General features: G+C 72.6%; 12 protein-coding genes. 9 read left to right on the forward strand and 3 right to left on the reverse strand.

Going from position 1 to position 15,061, the window contains the following annotated elements; genetic code table 11:
* Positions 1 to 36: 36 nt before the first annotated feature.
* Positions 37 to 912 carry a Scr1 family TA system antitoxin-like transcriptional regulator gene (locus tag ACIBTS_RS20050; RefSeq protein WP_099935230.1) on the reverse strand — a complete coding sequence of 292 codons (876 nt, stop codon included), beginning with the start codon at positions 910 to 912 and terminating at the stop codon, positions 37 to 39.
* A gap of 314 nt (positions 913 to 1,226) precedes the next feature.
* Here ACIBTS_RS20050 and ACIBTS_RS20055 point away from each other — a divergent pair, with 314 nt between their 5' ends.
* Positions 1,227 to 1,667, forward strand: coding sequence for an ATP-binding protein (locus ACIBTS_RS20055; RefSeq protein ID WP_399320922.1), 441 nt, complete (start codon positions 1,227 to 1,229; stop codon positions 1,665 to 1,667).
* Between the two features lie 31 nt (positions 1,668 to 1,698).
* Here the strand turns inward: ACIBTS_RS20055 and ACIBTS_RS20060 are convergent, their stop codons facing one another.
* Positions 1,699 to 2,958 carry a PP2C family protein-serine/threonine phosphatase gene (locus tag ACIBTS_RS20060; RefSeq protein WP_399321090.1) on the reverse strand — a complete coding sequence of 420 codons (1,260 nt, stop codon included), beginning with the start codon at positions 2,956 to 2,958 and terminating at the stop codon, positions 1,699 to 1,701.
* A 425-nt stretch (positions 2,959 to 3,383) separates the two neighbouring features.
* Between ACIBTS_RS20060 and bla the strand changes: the two genes are divergently transcribed.
* The 8 genes from bla (at position 3,384) to ACIBTS_RS20100 (ending at position 11,617) form a co-directional block, all read left to right on the forward strand.
* Positions 3,384 to 4,322 (forward strand): class A beta-lactamase, encoded by a 939-nt coding sequence (gene bla / locus ACIBTS_RS20065; protein WP_399321092.1) that lies wholly within the window; start codon positions 3,384 to 3,386, stop codon positions 4,320 to 4,322.
* A gap of 310 nt (positions 4,323 to 4,632) precedes the next feature.
* Positions 4,633 to 5,559 (forward strand): PmoA family protein, encoded by a 927-nt coding sequence (locus tag ACIBTS_RS20070; protein WP_319677585.1) that lies wholly within the window; start codon positions 4,633 to 4,635, stop codon positions 5,557 to 5,559.
* The gene (locus ACIBTS_RS20075; protein WP_399320924.1) at positions 5,553 to 6,314 is read left to right on the forward strand and encodes a cupin; all 762 of its coding nucleotides are present in this window, start codon (positions 5,553 to 5,555) and stop codon (positions 6,312 to 6,314) included. The genes ACIBTS_RS20070 and ACIBTS_RS20075 overlap by 7 nt, the downstream gene beginning before the upstream one ends.
* A 47-nt stretch (positions 6,315 to 6,361) precedes the next feature.
* Entirely contained in the window at positions 6,362 to 7,645 is a 1,284-nt protein-coding gene (locus ACIBTS_RS20080) for an ABC transporter substrate-binding protein (protein ID WP_399320925.1), read from the forward strand.
* The gene (locus ACIBTS_RS20085) at positions 7,642 to 8,586 is read left to right on the forward strand and encodes a carbohydrate ABC transporter permease (protein ID WP_399320927.1); all 945 of its coding nucleotides are present in this window, start codon (positions 7,642 to 7,644) and stop codon (positions 8,584 to 8,586) included. The genes ACIBTS_RS20080 and ACIBTS_RS20085 overlap by 4 nt, the downstream gene beginning before the upstream one ends.
* Positions 8,583 to 9,455: a carbohydrate ABC transporter permease gene (locus ACIBTS_RS20090; RefSeq protein WP_399320928.1), complete on the forward strand. Its 873-nt coding sequence runs from the start codon at positions 8,583 to 8,585 to the stop codon at positions 9,453 to 9,455. The genes ACIBTS_RS20085 and ACIBTS_RS20090 overlap by 4 nt, the downstream gene beginning before the upstream one ends.
* Before the next feature lie 5 nt (positions 9,456 to 9,460).
* Positions 9,461 to 10,054: a hypothetical protein gene (locus tag ACIBTS_RS20095; protein ID WP_319674635.1), complete on the forward strand. Its 594-nt coding sequence runs from the start codon at positions 9,461 to 9,463 to the stop codon at positions 10,052 to 10,054.
* Positions 10,055 to 10,192: 138 nt separating this feature from the next.
* A complete protein-coding gene (locus ACIBTS_RS20100; RefSeq protein ID WP_399320930.1) occupies positions 10,193 to 11,617 on the forward strand; it encodes a hypothetical protein in 1,425 nt (474 codons plus the stop codon).
* A gap of 47 nt (positions 11,618 to 11,664) precedes the next feature.
* Here ACIBTS_RS20100 and ACIBTS_RS20105 read toward each other — a convergent pair whose 3' ends face one another.
* Positions 11,665 to 15,057: a CHAT domain-containing protein gene (locus ACIBTS_RS20105; protein WP_399320932.1), complete on the reverse strand. Its 3,393-nt coding sequence runs from the start codon at positions 15,055 to 15,057 to the stop codon at positions 11,665 to 11,667.
* Positions 15,058 to 15,061: the final 4 nt, after the last annotated feature.

Genomic DNA, 15,061 nt, shown 5'->3' on the forward strand with positions numbered 1-15,061 from the left:
TTCGGTGGACGCGGCCGTCCTTGCCGCCGATGCCGGTCATGAGTACTCCTTGCGCATCCGGTTCAGGAGTGACCTGCTGTCCGTGTCCGAGGTCAGCAGGGACATGCGGTTGTGGGCCTCCAGATGCGCCGCGACGTCGGAGCGCTGGTCCAGGTACACGGCACCGGAGAGGATCTCGGTGTAGACGATGTCGGGCAGTTCCGGTTCCTCGAACCGGAAGTACGTGAACGGCGCGCACGCGCCCACGTGGGCGCCGGCGGTGAACGGCACGACGTCGACGCTCACGTGCGGGAGTTCCGAGACCTCCAGCAGCCGGTCGATCTGCTCCCGCATCACCTCGGGACCGCCCACCACCCGGTGCAGCACGGCCTCCTCCATGACCACCCACAGCGTGGGGGCGTCGGCTCTGTCCAGCAGGCTCTGGCGGCGCAGCCGCAGGTCCACGCGCCGCCGCAGGTCCTCGTCACGGTCGTTGGGGAAGCCCCCGCCGAGGACTCCGCGCGCATACCGGGGCGTCTGCAGCAGCCCCGTGACGTAGTGGGGTTCGTAGGCGCGCAGCGTCCTGGCAGCGGTCTCCAGGCTGACGTAGGCGCTGAACCAGTTGGGCAGCACATCGCGGTACGGGTGCCACCAGCCGGGCTCGTTGGCCCGCTCGGCGAGGGCGACGAACTCCTCGATCTCCTGCCGGCCGGCCCCGTAGAGCGCCAGCAGGATCTCCACGTAGAGCGGCTTGAGGCCGACCTCCGCCTTCTCCAGACGGCGGATGGTCAGGGGCTTCACCCGCAGGGCCTGGGCCGATTCCTCCAGCGACACCCCCGCGTTCTGCCGCCGCTCCTGCAGCCGTCGGCCGAGGATCATGCGCAGCACGGTGGGCGCGCTGGTGCTGCCCGTGCCCGAACGGCCTTCGCTCACGCCCACCTCCTGAGGGACTGTCACCGCCATGAGTCTGACAGCGGCTCGATGACGCGACCAGATGGATACTGGCTTGTTGAAATTATCAGGCAGTTGGTTGCAGCTTGAACTTGGGTGCGAGCATAGTTACTTGTGTGAACCCCGCCGCCGAACCCGAGCGTTCCCCCCGTCAAGCTCCCGCATCCTCACTGGAGTTGGACCGCCCGGACGTTCACGGTGCAGTGTGGCCCGTACGGAACACCCCCTCCTCGTGGGCCCCTTACTCACCTTCCCCGGCCTCTGGCTGCTCCCGCCCCCCACGGAAGGCGATCGCCGTGTCCCCCCACACCACTTCCTCCCCCCAGCCCTTGGACACCTGGAGCCCCGACCGGACGCACTGGCTCGAACTCCCGGCCCACCGCTCCAGCGTGTCGCTGGCCCGCCGCTCCATGAACGAACGGCTGGCCGCCTGGCGGCTGCCGGGCGAGCTGTGCGCGGACACCGTCCTGCTCGTGTCCGAGCTGGCCACCAACGCCGTACGGCACACCCTCGGCAGCCGGTTCCTGTGCGGCGTCGGGCTCGTCACCGCCGGGTGCCTGCGCCTGGAGGTGCACGATCAGGACCGTACGGGCCGCGGCCTGCCCCGCTGCGAGCCCGGACCGGACGACGAGGGCGGCCGGGGACTGCTCCTTGTGGAGCAGCTCGCCGAGGCCTGGGGAGTCGACCGGTCCAGACTCACCGGCGGCAACGCGGTGTGGGCGACCCTGACGGGCTGAGCAGGCCCCACGGTTGAGGCGGCGGCCGAACTCAGGCGCCGGCAGGCGTCAGTTCGGCCAGCAGCAGGGTGCGGTCGTCGGAGCCCGCCGTGCCGGAAGGGGCGTGCAGGAGCCGACGGCACAGGGACGGCAGCGCGTCGTCGGCGTCGCCGTGCACGGGCTCGACGGCGGCGGCCGCGTCCACGGTGCGCGCGAGGCGGGTGATCTCCTGGTCGATGTCGGCGTCGCGGGACTCCACCAGACCGTCGCTGTAGAGCACGAGCAGCACCGGGTCCGGCACGGACAGCACGGTCTCCTGGTAGCTGCCCGTGCCCAGCCCGAGGGGCAGACCCGCCCCGGCCAGCGCGACCGGGGCCGTCGGGCCGTCCGGGCCGCGCAGCAGCGGTGGCGGGTGGCCCGCGCCCACCAGGGTGCAGGTGCGCCGCCGGGCGTCCCACTCGGCGTAGATGCAGGTCGCCAAGGAGACACCGGGGGAGTCCCCGGCGAGCGTGTCGAGTCGGCCTATGAGGTCGGCCGGGGAGATGTCGAGGCCCGCCAGCGTACGGACCGCGGTGCGCAGTTGGATCATCGCGACGGCGGACTCCGGGCCGTGCCCCATCGCGTCCCCGACGATCAGACTGACCCGGTCGCCCGGCCGTTTCAGCACGTCGAACCAGTCGCCGCCGACGAGGTTGCCCTGCCCGGCGGGCAGCCAGCCGTGTGCGGTGCGGCACCCCTCGAACTCCTGGGCCGTGCCGGGCGGCAGACTGTTGCGGATGGCCAGCGCGGTGCGCCGCTCACGCTCGTAACGGCGGGCGTTGTCCAGGGCCACGGCAGCCCGCGCGGCCAGCGCCTCCACGGCCGCGATGTCCGCGGGTGCGAACGGCGCCCGACCCGCCCCGCGCGTGCAGATGACGAAGCCGATGGCCACGTCCCGCAGCCGCAGCGGGACGATGAGGAACGACGCCACGCTCAGGAGGTCGTCGAGGCGCGCGCCGCCGTCTCCGGAGGCGGTGAGCCGCTCCGAGGTGTGCGGGTCCACCGCGTCGAGCACCTGCGCCCGCCCGGCGGAGAGCGCACGGGCGTGCGGCGTCTCCCGGGGGAAGGCGATCACCTCGCCGACCGGCAGCACGCCCTCCCAGTCCTCGAGCGCGCCCGGCCCGACCCGCAGCGCCGTCCGGCGCGCCTCGATCCACGGCGTGTCCGCGCCGACATGCGCGTTCTCCTCGACGCGCCAACGTTCCAGCAGGTACACGGAGGCCGCTTCGCAGAACCCGGGGGTGAGCGCGTGCACGACATGGCTGCCGGTCATACCCAGATCGAGTTCCGAGCCGATCACATCGGCCGCGGGGGAGAACGCCGACCGACGGGGCGAGGACAGGGCGGCGGACGCGTCGTCGGTGCGGCTGTGCGGTTCGTTCCGCAGGGTCGTGCCTTTCCAGAGGGGGATCCGGCCGCGCGGCGGGCTACAACGGATCACCGCGCGCCGTCGGCAACTATATGATGGCGCGTCAAGTCACCGTTCAGTGAGGTGAGTTGCGTGCGTCGATCGCCCGGTAACTCCTGATGCGGATGTGGTCGGAGTGACATCGCAGTGAAACCGGTCCTCCTGTCGCGGCGTCCTGGGTAGGTGAAGCAAAGATCACGACCGCAGGACCGAAGGGGACGGATCGGATGGATCGCATGAACCGGATGGACCGTATGCAGCAGATGGGCCATATGCGGCAGATGGGCCGGATGCATGTAAGGGACAGCACCGGCGGGGCAGGCACGGGGTCCCACCCGGGCCGCCGCGCGGTACTGGGCATCGGCGCCGGAGCGGCTCTGGCGGCCGCCCTGCCGGGCGCCGCGCATGCCTCGACCGGCCGCGGCGCGGGCCTCCCGGGGCGGTTGAGCGACCTGGAGCAGGAGTACTCCGCGCGGCTGGGGATCTTCGCCCACGACACCGGCACCGGGCGGACCGTGGCCTACCGCGCCGACGAGCATTTCCCCATCTGCTCCGTCTTCAAGACGCTCGCCGTCTCGGCGGTCTTACGGGACCTCGACAGGGACGGTGAGTATCTCGCCCGCCGCATCCACTACACCGCGAAGTACGTGACGGACTCGGGGTACGCGCCGGTCACGGGCACGGAGGAGAACGTCGCGGCCGGTATGACCGTCGAGGAGCTGTGCGCCGCCGCCGTCTCCCGGAGCGACAACGGCGCGGCGAACCTCCTGATGCGGGAGCTGGGCGGACCGACCGCGATCACCCGGTTCGCCCGCTCGGTCGGGGACGCCACGACCCGCCTCGACCGCTGGGAGCCCGAGCTGAACACGGCCGAACCGTGGCGGACGACCGACATCACCAGCCCGCGGGAGATCGGGCGCACATACGCGCGACTCGTGCTCGGCCGGGCTCTGCCGGCGCAGGACCGCACACGGCTGACCGGCTGGCTGATCGCCAACACCACCAACATCGAGCGCTTCCGCGCCGGACTGCCCGCCGACTGGGTACTCGCCGACAAGACCGGCGGCGGTTCGGCGTACGGGGTCGCCAACGACGTGGGCGTCGTCTGGCCTCCGGGACGGCCGCCCCTGGTGCTGGCCGTCCTGTCGACGAAATACGCTCCCGAGGGGCCCACGGACAACCCGCTGGTGTCCAGGGCCGCCGCCCTGGTGGCGGACGAGCTGACCTGACGACCAGCCGGCCCGCTCGCCCCTAGAGGCCGTGTCCGCAAAGTCCCGTCTGGCTCGCGACGCCCGGCATGCTCCCCCCGAGGGGGCACCTCCACCCCCAGAGGGGGACCCCCATGACGCCGCGAGCCCTGCCCTCCGGGCAGACGGCGCTACTCTGCGGACACGACCTGGCACGCGACACACCCTCTTCTCCCTGCACAGGGGTTGTCCTGACATTCACTGCGCACCTAGGGTCACTCATCGGAGCAAGCGCTTTCACCGCTTCATGACCCTGCACGGCGACCACCCCACTGGCCCCCGAGGAGCGCGCATGGGCATCCGAGTCAGTCACGCGTACGGCGAGCACATCGCGGTCGCGGCGGCGGACGGGACGGAGATCCTCCGGTACGTCTACCGTCCCGACCCCGAGGCGTTCGAGGCGCGCAAACCCTACGCCCACCCGGTGCGCACCCTCGGCGGGCGCACCGTGACCGGCTACCGGCCCAGCGACCACCGCTGGCACAAGGGCCTGCAGATGACGGCGAGCCATCTGTGCGGCCAGAACTTCTGGGGCGGCAACTCCTACGTCCACGGGCAGGGCTACCTCGCCCTGCCCGAGCGCGTCGGGTCGATGCGGCACGACGGCTTCCCCGAGTTCACGGTCGAGGACGACCGGCTCGCCGTCACCGAGGAGCTCACCTGGGTTGCGTACGGCGGCGAGGAGTGGGCGCGCGAACGGCGCGGCCTCGCCGTCCACTCCGTCGACGAGGAGGCCGGAGCCTGGGTGCTGGACTGGTCGATCCACCTCACCAACATCCGTGCCGTGCCGCTCGTCTTCGGCTCCCCGACCACCGCGGGCCGCGAGCTGGCCGGATACACCGGTCTGCAGTGGCGCGGCCCCCGCGACTTCACCGGCGGCACCGCCTTCGCCCCGGATTCCGGCGTCGACGCCGGGAAGCTGATGGGCACACAGGGGCCCTGGCTCGCCTTCACCGCCGAACACGACGACGTCGACGGGCACTCCACCCTCGTCTTCGCCCATGCGCCCGAGAACCTCGACGAGGAGCGGGCGATCCACGCCTCGCACTGGTTCGTGCGCACCGAACCGATCCCGACGGTCGCGTTCTCCTGGGCGTTCTTCGAGGAGTTCGAGCTGCCTCCCGGCGAGTCCTTCGCCTACCGCTACCGGGTCGTCGTCGCCGACGGCGCCTGGGACCAGGGCCGCGTCGGCACCTACCTGGAGGGCCTGCCGTGGTGAGCGGACCGGGGCCCGCCCTCCGGCACCCGCTGCCCGGCGCCGTGGGCCTCTCACACCTCACCGCCTACGACTGGGAGGCCGCCGACGGCGTCTGCGGCGGCAGCCCGCACCTGCACCTGGTGTGCACGGAGGCCTACGTCGTCACCGGCGGCCGGGGCGCGGTGCAGACGCTCAGCCCCGACGGCTACCGGGACATCCCCCTGCAGCCCGGCTCCGTCGCCTGGTTCACGCCGGGCACGGTGCACCGCATGGTGCAGGGCGGCGATCTGCGCATCACCGTGCTGATGCAGAACAGCGGCCTGCCCGAGGCCGGCGACGCCGTCTTCACCTTCCCGCCCGAGGTGCTCGCCGACTCCGAACGGTACGCGGCCGCGGCGACCCTGCCACCCGGCGCCGGACCGGAGACCGCGTCGGCCGCACGGCGTCGCAGGGACCTCGCCGTCGAGGGCTACCTCGTCCTGCGCGAGGCACTGGCCGCCGGCGACGGCGGCCCGTACCTGGAGTTCCAGCGGGCGGCGGCCCGGCTGGTGCGCGACAAGGTCCCCGCCTGGCGGGAGCTGTGGCGGGGCGGCGCCCTCGCCGCCGCCGAACGCACGGGCGCCCAACTCGACGCCCTCCACAGCGGCGACCCGGCCTACCTGGCCGAGGCGACCGCGTACGAGACGGCGCCCACCCGTGTCGGCGGCTACGGCATGTGCGGACGCCGCGACGAGTACGCGCTGCCGGGGACCACGCTCCCCCACAAGCCCGAGTAGCGAGGCAGTCAACAGCGGATCCGAGGAAGGGAAGAGGTGACCTCGGCATGCCCGGACACAGGACAAAGGGGTTCTGCGCGTCGGCCACCGCACTCGTGCTGTGCGCGGTGCTGGCCGGCTGCGGGGGATCCGGGGAGTCGGTCGGCGGCGGGAAGGTCGTACTGCGCTACACGTGGTGGGGCAACCCCGACCGCGCGGCCCGCACCGAGCAGGCAGTCGCCCTGTTCGAGAAACAGCATCCGAACGTGCGGGTGCAGACGTCGTTCTCGGGCTACGACGCCTACAAGCAGAAGCTCGCCATCCAGGCCACGGGAGGCGACGCCCCCGACGTGATGCAGCTCGACTACCGCCAGATCGACCAGTACGCCTCCGGACACGTCCTGTTCGACCTCGGCAAGGTCAAGGACGTGCTGCGCACCGGCGAGATCGACCCCGGCCTGCTCGCGACGGGGCGCGTGGAGGGCACCCAGTACGCGATCCCGCAGGGCCGCGGCACCGAGACGGTCGTCTACGACGTCAAGGCCTGGAAGGCGTCCGGGGTGCCGCTCCCGAGGAAGGGCTGGTCCTGGAACGACTGGGCGGACGCCGTGCGCACCCTGGAGAAGCGGACCGGCAGGCCCGGAGCCACCGACCCCGGCCAGAGCGAGGACGCCTTCGAGGTGTGGCTGCGCGGCCAGGGCAAGGCCCTCTACACCAGGGCCGGCGGCCTCGGCTTCACCGCCGACGACCTCACCCGCTGGTGGACCTTCACCGACCGGCTCCGCCGCGAGGGCGCCGTCTCCCCGGCCGAGCAGACCACCCAGCTCGACGGCTCCGTCGAGAACACCCCGCTCGGCCGCGGCAAGGCCACCGCCGACTTCAACTGGGACGCCCCGTCCAGCGGTTACCAGGCCCTCGTGCCCACCGGGGTCGCGCTCGCGCCGATGCCGTCCGGCGAGGACGGCACGCCAGGCCAGTACTTCAAGCCGTCGATGTTCCTCGGCGTCGGCGCCCACACCGGCCACCCGAAGGAGGCCGCCGCGCTCATCGACTTCCTCCTGAACGACGAACAGGCCGCGAAGATCCTCGGCGCGACCCGGGGCATCCCCGTCAACGAGACGATCCGGGAGGAGACCGCGGCCCAGCTGAAGGACTTCGACAGGACGGTCGCCGACTACCAGGCGTCCCTCGAAGGCACCCTGAAGGACCCGCCGCAGGCCCCGCCCGCGGGCGACAACGCCCTGCAGACCACCTTCCAGCGCGACTACGACCAGGTCTCCTACGCGCGCATGTCGCCCCGCGAGGCGGCCGAGAACTACGTCACCGAGGCGAAGGCGGAGCTGAGGTCATGACCACCACCGACGTCCCCGCACCCACCGCACGCCCGCCCCGCCCCGCGCCCGCGGCGAAACGACGCCCCAAGCGTGAACGCGAGGGCGCCGCCTGGGTGTTCCTGTCCCCCTGGGTCCTCGGCGCGAGCGTCCTCACGCTGCTGCCGATGGCCGTGTCGCTGTACCTGTCGTTCACGGACTACGACCTGTTCAACGCGCCGCGCTGGGTGGGCCTGCGCAACTACACCCAGATGTTCACCGAGGACCCCCGCTACTGGCGATCGGTCCTGACGACCCTGACGTACGTCGTCGTCGCCGTGCCCCTGCAACTCGTGCTCGCACTCGTCGTCGCGCTCGCCCTGAAGAACATGAAACGCGGCAAGGGCTTCTACCGGTCCGCGTTCTACGCGCCCTCGCTGCTCGGCGCGTCGATGTCCATCGCTCTCGTCTGGCGGGCCCTCTTCAACGACGGCGGCACCGTGGACAACGTCCTCGGCACGGGCGGCTGGATCAACAAACCCGGCTGGGCCCTGCTCGCCGTGGCCCTGCTGACGGTCTGGCAGTTCGGCGCGCCGATGGTCATCTTCCTCGCCGGGCTGCAACAGATCCCCGCCGAGCTCTACGAGGCCGCCGCCGTGGACGGCGCCGGGAAATGGCGGCAGTTCGTGTCCGTCACGGTGCCCATGCTGTCCCCGGTGCTCTTCTTCAACCTGGTCCTGCAGACCATCCAGGCCTTCCAGGTGTTCACCCCCGCCTTCGCGGTGAGCGCGGGCAAGGGCGGCCCCGCCGACTCCACCCTCGTCTACACCCTCTACCTCTACGACCGTGGCTTCGTCGCCTCCCACATGGGCTACGCCTCCGCCATGGCCTGGGTGCTCCTGCTGGTGATCGGCGCCGTCACCGCGGTGCTGTTCCGCACCTCCCGCTCCTGGGTCTTCTACGCCTCCGAGGGGGACCGATGACCACCACCACCGCATCGACCGCCGCTCCCCGCAAGCCGGTTCGCTGGGGCCGGATCGCCGTGCACCTCGGCTGCCTCGCCGCGCTGCTCGTCATGCTGTACCCGCTGGCCTGGCTGCTCGCCACCTCGCTCAAGCCCGCCGACGAGGTCATCGCGAGCCTGAACCTGCTGCCCAGCCACCTGGAGTGGTCCAACTACAAGACCGCCTTCCAGGGCGTCAACGACGTCTCCGTCTGGCGGCTGCTCGGCAACTCCCTGCTGATCGCGGGCGGCGCCGTCCTCGGCAACGTCATCAGCTGCTCGCTCGCCGCCTACGCCTTCGCGCGGCTGCGCTTCCGTCTGCGCGGACCGCTGTTCGCCTTCATGATCGCGACGATCATGCTGCCGCACCACGCGGTGCTGATCCCGCAGTACATCATCTTCAACAAGCTCGGCCTGGTGAACACCTACTGGCCGCTGATCCTGCCCAAGTTCCTCGCCACGGAGGCGTTCTTCGTCTTCCTCATCGTGCAGTTCATGCGCGGACTGCCCCGCGAACTGGAGGAGGCGGCCCGCATCGACGGCTGCGGCCCCTTCCGCAGCTTCTTCCAGGTCATCCTGCCGCTCACCCGCCCCGCGCTGATCACCACGGCCATCTTCACCTTCATCTGGACCTGGAACGACTTCTTCACCCAGCTCATCTACCTCTTCGACCCGGACAAGTTCACCCTCACCCTCGCCCTGCGCTCCTTCGTGGACGCCTCCAGCCAGTCGGCCTTCGGACCGATGTTCGCGATGTCGGTGATCGCGCTGCTGCCGATCGTGCTGTTCTTCCTCGCCTTCCAGCGGTTCCTGGTGGAGGGCATGGCCAGTTCCGGACTGAAGGGATGAGCGCTATGACCGGGAGCCGGCAGCGCGAGGCGGGCGAGGTGTTCGGCCCGCGGATGACCCTGTTCGCCGACATGCTGAGCGTCGGACTCGCCACCGCGGTGGCCTGTCTGCCGCTGCTGAGCGCACCGGCCGCGCTGTCGACGGCGTGCGCCGTGCTGCGGGGCGCGGGGGAGGACCGGCCCGCCACGGCGGGGCGGTACTTCTCCGCGCTGCGTCGGCGGATGCGCGTCGGCGACCTGACGGCGGGGGCGGCCGTCCTCGCGGGCGCGCTGTTGTTCGCCGCCGATCTGGCCCTTGCCGGGGCGGGTCTGCCCGGCGCGCCGCTCTTCGCCGCACTGGCCGCCGCGATCGGGGCGGTGGCCGGCGTCGTGGCCCTGCGGGCCTGCGCCCGCCCCGAGTCGCTCACCGACTGGCCGGCCGCCCTGCGCGAGGCCGCCCGTGACGCCGTAGGGGACTTGGGCGGCAGTGCTCTGGTGCTGCTCGCCGTGGCGACGGCGGTACTGTGCGCCTGGATGCTGGTGCCGCTCGCGTTCCTGGCCCCCGGGCCCCTGGCGCTCGCGCTGACCGCGGTCGACGTACGGCGCCTCGCTCGTCGGTGAATTCGAAGCCTCCTTCGCCCAGGCGATCGGCGCCCCGCACACCGCCTTCTTGTCGTAGGAGGGCGGTCGTGGCCAGACTCGTCGGAGGAAGGTTTCTCTGGCTCGTCTGGTTCGGGGGACAGGATGAAGCGAACAGTGATGACCGACACGGTGGGGGCCGGGAGGCCCCGGTTACGGACGTGGTTCCAGCGCAACGGTGAACCGCCGCGCAAGGACGCCGGCCCGTACCTGTCGGTGCTCGATGCCGGGCCCTCGCTGGCGGAAGCCGTCGACGTCGTGGGCGGTCTGCCCGAGGAGTCGGTGCTGAGGATCGCCGCGGGAGTCGCCGGCGCCCTGGCCGGGGTGCACGAGAGCGGTCGTGGGCACGGCGACCTCCAGCCCTCCAACGTGCTGCTCACCAGGGACGGGATCCGGTTGACCGGCTTCGGCGGCCACCGGGCGGTCGCCGGCTGCGTACCGGCCCTGCCGCCGGGGAAGGCTGTCGGGCCGCACGAGCCGTCCGGTGACATGGTCGCCCTGGGGACGCTGCTCGTCACGGCGTACACCGGCAGACGCGGGGACACCGGCCCCTGCGCCGATCCCGATCCCGACGGCGGCGTGCTCCCGGTGAGGCTGCGTCAGGTCGTCGCCCGCTGCCTCACCGAGGAGCCGGGCGCTCGGCCGACCCCCGCCCAACTGCTGGAAACCATCGGGCCCCTCACCTCCACACCGCGCCCCTGGCCGCCCGCGGTCAACGAGTTGATCGCCCGTCGGCACAGCGTCGCCACTGAACTCCGGCTCGCTCCGACCGAGTTGACGCAGGCGCCGGAGCCCGGCGTGAGCTCGCGCACCCGTCCGCCGGAGCCGACCGACCTCGTCCCGCCGGAGCCGACCGACCTCGTCCCGCCGGAACGGACCGACCTCGTCCCGCCGGCCCCCGTCGAAGTGCCGCCCACGCCGACGCCCACGCCCGCGGCGCCGCGCCTTCGGCTCGCCGCCCTCATGGTCGTCGTCCTCGCCACCGTGATCGCCGTGGCCCTCGTCGTCCTCACGCCGGACCGGGACAGCGGCCCCCTCACCATCGTCACTCCCACGCCGAACCTGCCGTCCGTCCAGGAGCCGCCGGAACCGACCTGGAGCGAGGAGAGCGAAACGCCGGAGCAGTCGCCCTCGGCCCCGCCGCAGGAGGAAGTCACGGATCTGACGGCGCCCAGCGAGGAGCCGCCGACGCCCGTCGAGACGCAGCAGACCAGGCAGCCGGGCGCCATCGCCGACTGTGCGGGCAAGTCCCTCGTCGAACCGGAGGAACTGCTGGTCGCCTGCGGTGACGGCGGAGCCATGCTCGACAACCTGACCTGGACGAACTGGGGAGAGGAGACGGCGACCGCCACCGGCTGGAAGTGGGAGCGGGTCTGCAACCCCAGCTGCGTCAACGGCACCCAGGCGCGCTCGCCGGCCACGGTGACCGTCTTCGGGCTGACCGGCGGGCGTTACACGTTCATGCAGGTCAGCACACCACAATCGCCGGTCAGCCCCTATTCTCGTTACACGCTCGACGAGTTCGGGCCGACCTTGAGAAGCTGACAGGCTGAGGGCCGAGTTCCCGTCGTCGTCGCCGTCCCGCCCCGTGCTCACGCCCCCCACGCCGTGAAGGCGGCCCAGTGGACGGGGGAGGCGAAGGGACGGGCGTCCCGGCCCGTCGCGGGCGGTGTCAACCGCCGGGTCAGGTCCGCGAGATGGGGGTGGGCGGCGGTGTACCGGGCGAGGTCGTCCCAGGTGAGACGGCGCAGCCAGGTCCGGGTGTGGCGCAGCGCCGGTGCGGGGAGTTCGCCCGGCGCGGCACCGGTGGGGGCGAGCAGCTCGTAGAGGCGGGTCATCAGCAGGGCGGTCGCCACGTCGTTGACCTGCCACAGACTGGTCACCACGCAGGCGGCCCCCGCCTGGAGGAAGCCGGCCGGGAGTCCGACGAACTCGTCGGGGGTCTCGACGATCTCGTAGTGGCCCGACTGGCAGGCGCCGGCCACCGCGAGCCGGCAGTGCGGGAGCCGGCGCCGCACCAGCGTGTCCATGTCCAAGGCGCCGTCGGCGAGTGTCAGTGTGCCGCCCCGGCTGCCGATGTCCGCGCTGCCGTGGCAGCCCAGGTGGAGGTGTGTCGCCTCGGCGAGATGGTCGAGCAGCCAGTCCACGGTGGCGTCGGACCCCAGCGCGGCGACCGTCTCGCCCCGCGGTTCGAACTGGGTCCGGATCTCGGCGAGTTCGCTGCGGGCGCCGGGGAGCGAGCCGTCGGGGTCGGTGACGGCGACCAGGCGTGGCGCGGGAGCCGCCGGGCGCACGGCTGCGGCGCGGGAGGCGGCGTACACGGCGGCCGACGGGGCGAGCAGCAGTGTCCCGATGTCGTCGAGCACCTCGTCCGTCTCCGGGCCGAGCGGCACGGCGTTCAGCGGTACCTGCCCCAGCAGCCCGGTCGGCACGACGACGGCCTCGTGCCGTGGATCCTCCGCCAGGAGCCGGGCGACGGGCCGCAGAAGCGGGGCCAGACCCCGCAGCCGGTCCAGGGCCGCCGGGAGCGTACGGCGGCGCTTGAGCACGCCGAACTGCTGGATCAGCAGCAGCCCCACGCCTGCGTCGTCCGGAGCCAGGGTGAGGAGGTGGACGATCGAGGTGCTGCTGACCTCGGGTACGGGGACGGCGCGTACGACCGGCGTGTCGTCCGGGGCGCCCCGCTCGTCCGGCTCGCCGGGCGCGTCGCGGACGACGAGGACATAGCTGCCCCAGGGCGCGTTCACCAGGTAGGCGAGCGGAGTGCCGTCGGCGGCCCGCGCGATGTCCGCCAGTTCGGTGGTGCGCAGGAACGCCTCGAAGCCGGGGATCGCGCGGATCTCCTCGATCACCGTGCGCACGGCCCGTTCCGCCGCCGCCTGCGCATCCGACACGGGCGCGAACCCCGCGGACGGACCGCCGGACGGGGTCGTGGGCGGCTCCGCGACCAGAGAACGGTAGCGCTCGCGTGCCTGCCGGTAGCGGTGGACCAGGGCGGGGTCCAGCTGCTCCAACGCCGCCAGATCCACCGCGCCGCGCCCGGCCACCACCGACAGCTCGCAGGCCAGCCCCCGTTCCATCGCTTCGACCGCGCGCTCCGGGCGCCCCGCGCGGGCCAGCAGGTACGCGGCCCAGCGGGCGACGCGCTTCGCCTGGGAGAGCACGCTCCGCCGGCCGGAGGCGGTGACCTGGGCGTCGTAGAGCGCGTGGACGGCGGTCAGCATGTCCGCCGCGACGTCGGCCGCGCCGGTCCAGTCCTGCGCCGCGGCCAGCGCGTCGACGACCTCCCGGGCGAGGGAGAGGTGCAGGGACGGGGCGACGAGCGGCGGCGTGGCCGCCAGAGCCGCACGGCGCAGCCGCAGGCTCTCGGCGCCGCCCGGTCCGTCGAGGAGGTCGGCGACCCGGGCCAGCAGCCAGGTGACGCGACCGGTGTCGACGAGACCCGGGTGCGAGGCGTCCAGGGCGAGCACGGCGCCGACCGCTTCCCGGGCGCCCCGCGGGTCCGGAGAGTCGCCGGACAGCAGCACGTCGGCCAGATTGCACTGAAGTCGGCACCACAGCACGGGGGCGTCCGCCGGGCGCAGTACGCGCAGGGCGTCCCGGTAGCAGCGCTCCGCCTCCCGGACGTCGTCCGACTCGGCGCGCCGGTGCAGCAGCAACCCCAGGTTGAGCAGGGAGTACGACCAGTCCACCCGACCGCGTTCGGGGGAGCGTTCCCGCAGCCCGGCCCTGATGTGGTCGATGCCCAGTGTGAGGTCGGCGGAGCCGCCGCCCGGGCGTTCGGCCAGCAGCAGCCCGTAGTTGGTCTGGATCCGCGCCCAGAATTCAGGATGCGCGCGGCGGTCCAGCGCGGTGGCGCGGGCCAGCAGATCGCAGGCGGCCTCCCAGCACTCCACGCGGTCGCCGTCCTCACGCAGATGCTGGGCGGCGGCGAGGTTGGTCGCCACCTCGACCCACTGCAAGGTGCCCTCGGGCAGCCGACGCAGCGCATGCTCCAACACGCGCAGCGCCTCGGACAGTTCGACGTCGAGCCCGGCCTGCACGGCGCGGACGAGGCGTTCGCCGAGCCGGGCGGCGAGCTCCGTCTCCACCGGCTCCTCGCCGAGCTGCCCGGCGAGCGCCAGTGCCTCACGGTTGAGCGGGATCGCCTCCAGACCGTCAAAGGCGCGCACCGCGTCGTACATCGCGTACAGCCGGGCCCGCAGATCGCCGGCGAAGTCGCCCAGGGACGCGAAATAGCGCTCCAGTACGGCCCCCGGAGGCAACTCGCTGTCGCACAGGTCGTCCAGGAGCCGCTGGCGCAGGCGCAACGTCGGCTCCAGCGGGGTGCCGACGGCAGCGTTGAGCTCCTTGCGGCCGGCGTCGCGGACCCGGGTGCCGGCGGTGAGCTCCGGGTGGGTGCGGACCAGCTCGGCCAGCTGGTCCGGCAGGCTGCCCGTGACCGCGCGCAGCAGCTCGCCGACCCGTGCCTCGCCCGACTCCTCGGCCAGGTACTGGAGGAAGGCCCGGTGATTGGCGACCGTCGGCTTCCCGTACGACTCCAGTTCGCGGGCGGCCCGCTCGGGATCGGCGAGGTCCCGGTCGAGGTCGCGGGACAGCACGAACGGCAGCAGTCTGCGCGGCAGCGGGATCACCTGTCCGGGGACGGGGTCGCCGCGGAAGGCCCCGGCGCTCGCGGCCTGCTCCAGCAGGGCCAGGGCGGACGTCGTCACATCCCCCTGGAGCTCCGTGACGGAGGTCGCGTAGAGCGCCGGCGCGGTCGTCCCGGGGCGCAGGACCAGCACCGGCGCCTCGATGTGCGCCCGGGCGCCGCAGTCCGGGCAGTCCACCCAGGTCAGGCCGGGACCGAAGCCCTCGGGATCGCCGGGGCTCCGAAGGACGTCGGCGCGCTCACGGGCGTCGACGATGCGCCAGACCGGAGCCCGGCGAGGCCGGTCGCACTCCTCGCAGCGCCAGGTGTAGGACTCCCTCACCGAAACCGTCACGGCC

Source organism: Streptomyces sp. NPDC050121, assembly GCF_044460385.1.
In the GTDB taxonomy this organism is placed as follows: Bacteria; Actinomycetota; Actinomycetes; order Streptomycetales; family Streptomycetaceae; genus Streptomyces; species Streptomyces soliscabiei.

Bases quoted from the DNA above. Each gene is read 5' to 3' on its own strand.
- bla (WP_399321092.1), top strand. From the start codon at position 3,384: ATGCATGTAAGGGACAGCACCGGCGGGGCAGGCACGGGGTCCCACCCG.
- ACIBTS_RS20085 (WP_399320927.1), top strand. From the start codon at position 7,642: ATGACCACCACCGACGTCCCCGCACCCACCGCACGCCCGCCCCGCCCC.
- ACIBTS_RS20100 (WP_399320930.1), top strand. From the start codon at position 10,193: ATGACCGACACGGTGGGGGCCGGGAGGCCCCGGTTACGGACGTGGTTC.
- ACIBTS_RS20095 (WP_319674635.1), top strand. From the start codon at position 9,461: ATGACCGGGAGCCGGCAGCGCGAGGCGGGCGAGGTGTTCGGCCCGCGG.
- ACIBTS_RS20080 (WP_399320925.1), top strand. From the start codon at position 6,362: ATGCCCGGACACAGGACAAAGGGGTTCTGCGCGTCGGCCACCGCACTC.
- ACIBTS_RS20090 (WP_399320928.1), top strand. From the start codon at position 8,583: ATGACCACCACCACCGCATCGACCGCCGCTCCCCGCAAGCCGGTTCGC.
- ACIBTS_RS20070 (WP_319677585.1), top strand. From the start codon at position 4,633: ATGGGCATCCGAGTCAGTCACGCGTACGGCGAGCACATCGCGGTCGCG.
- ACIBTS_RS20060 (WP_399321090.1), bottom strand. From the start codon at position 2,958: ATGACCGGCAGCCATGTCGTGCACGCGCTCACCCCCGGGTTCTGCGAA.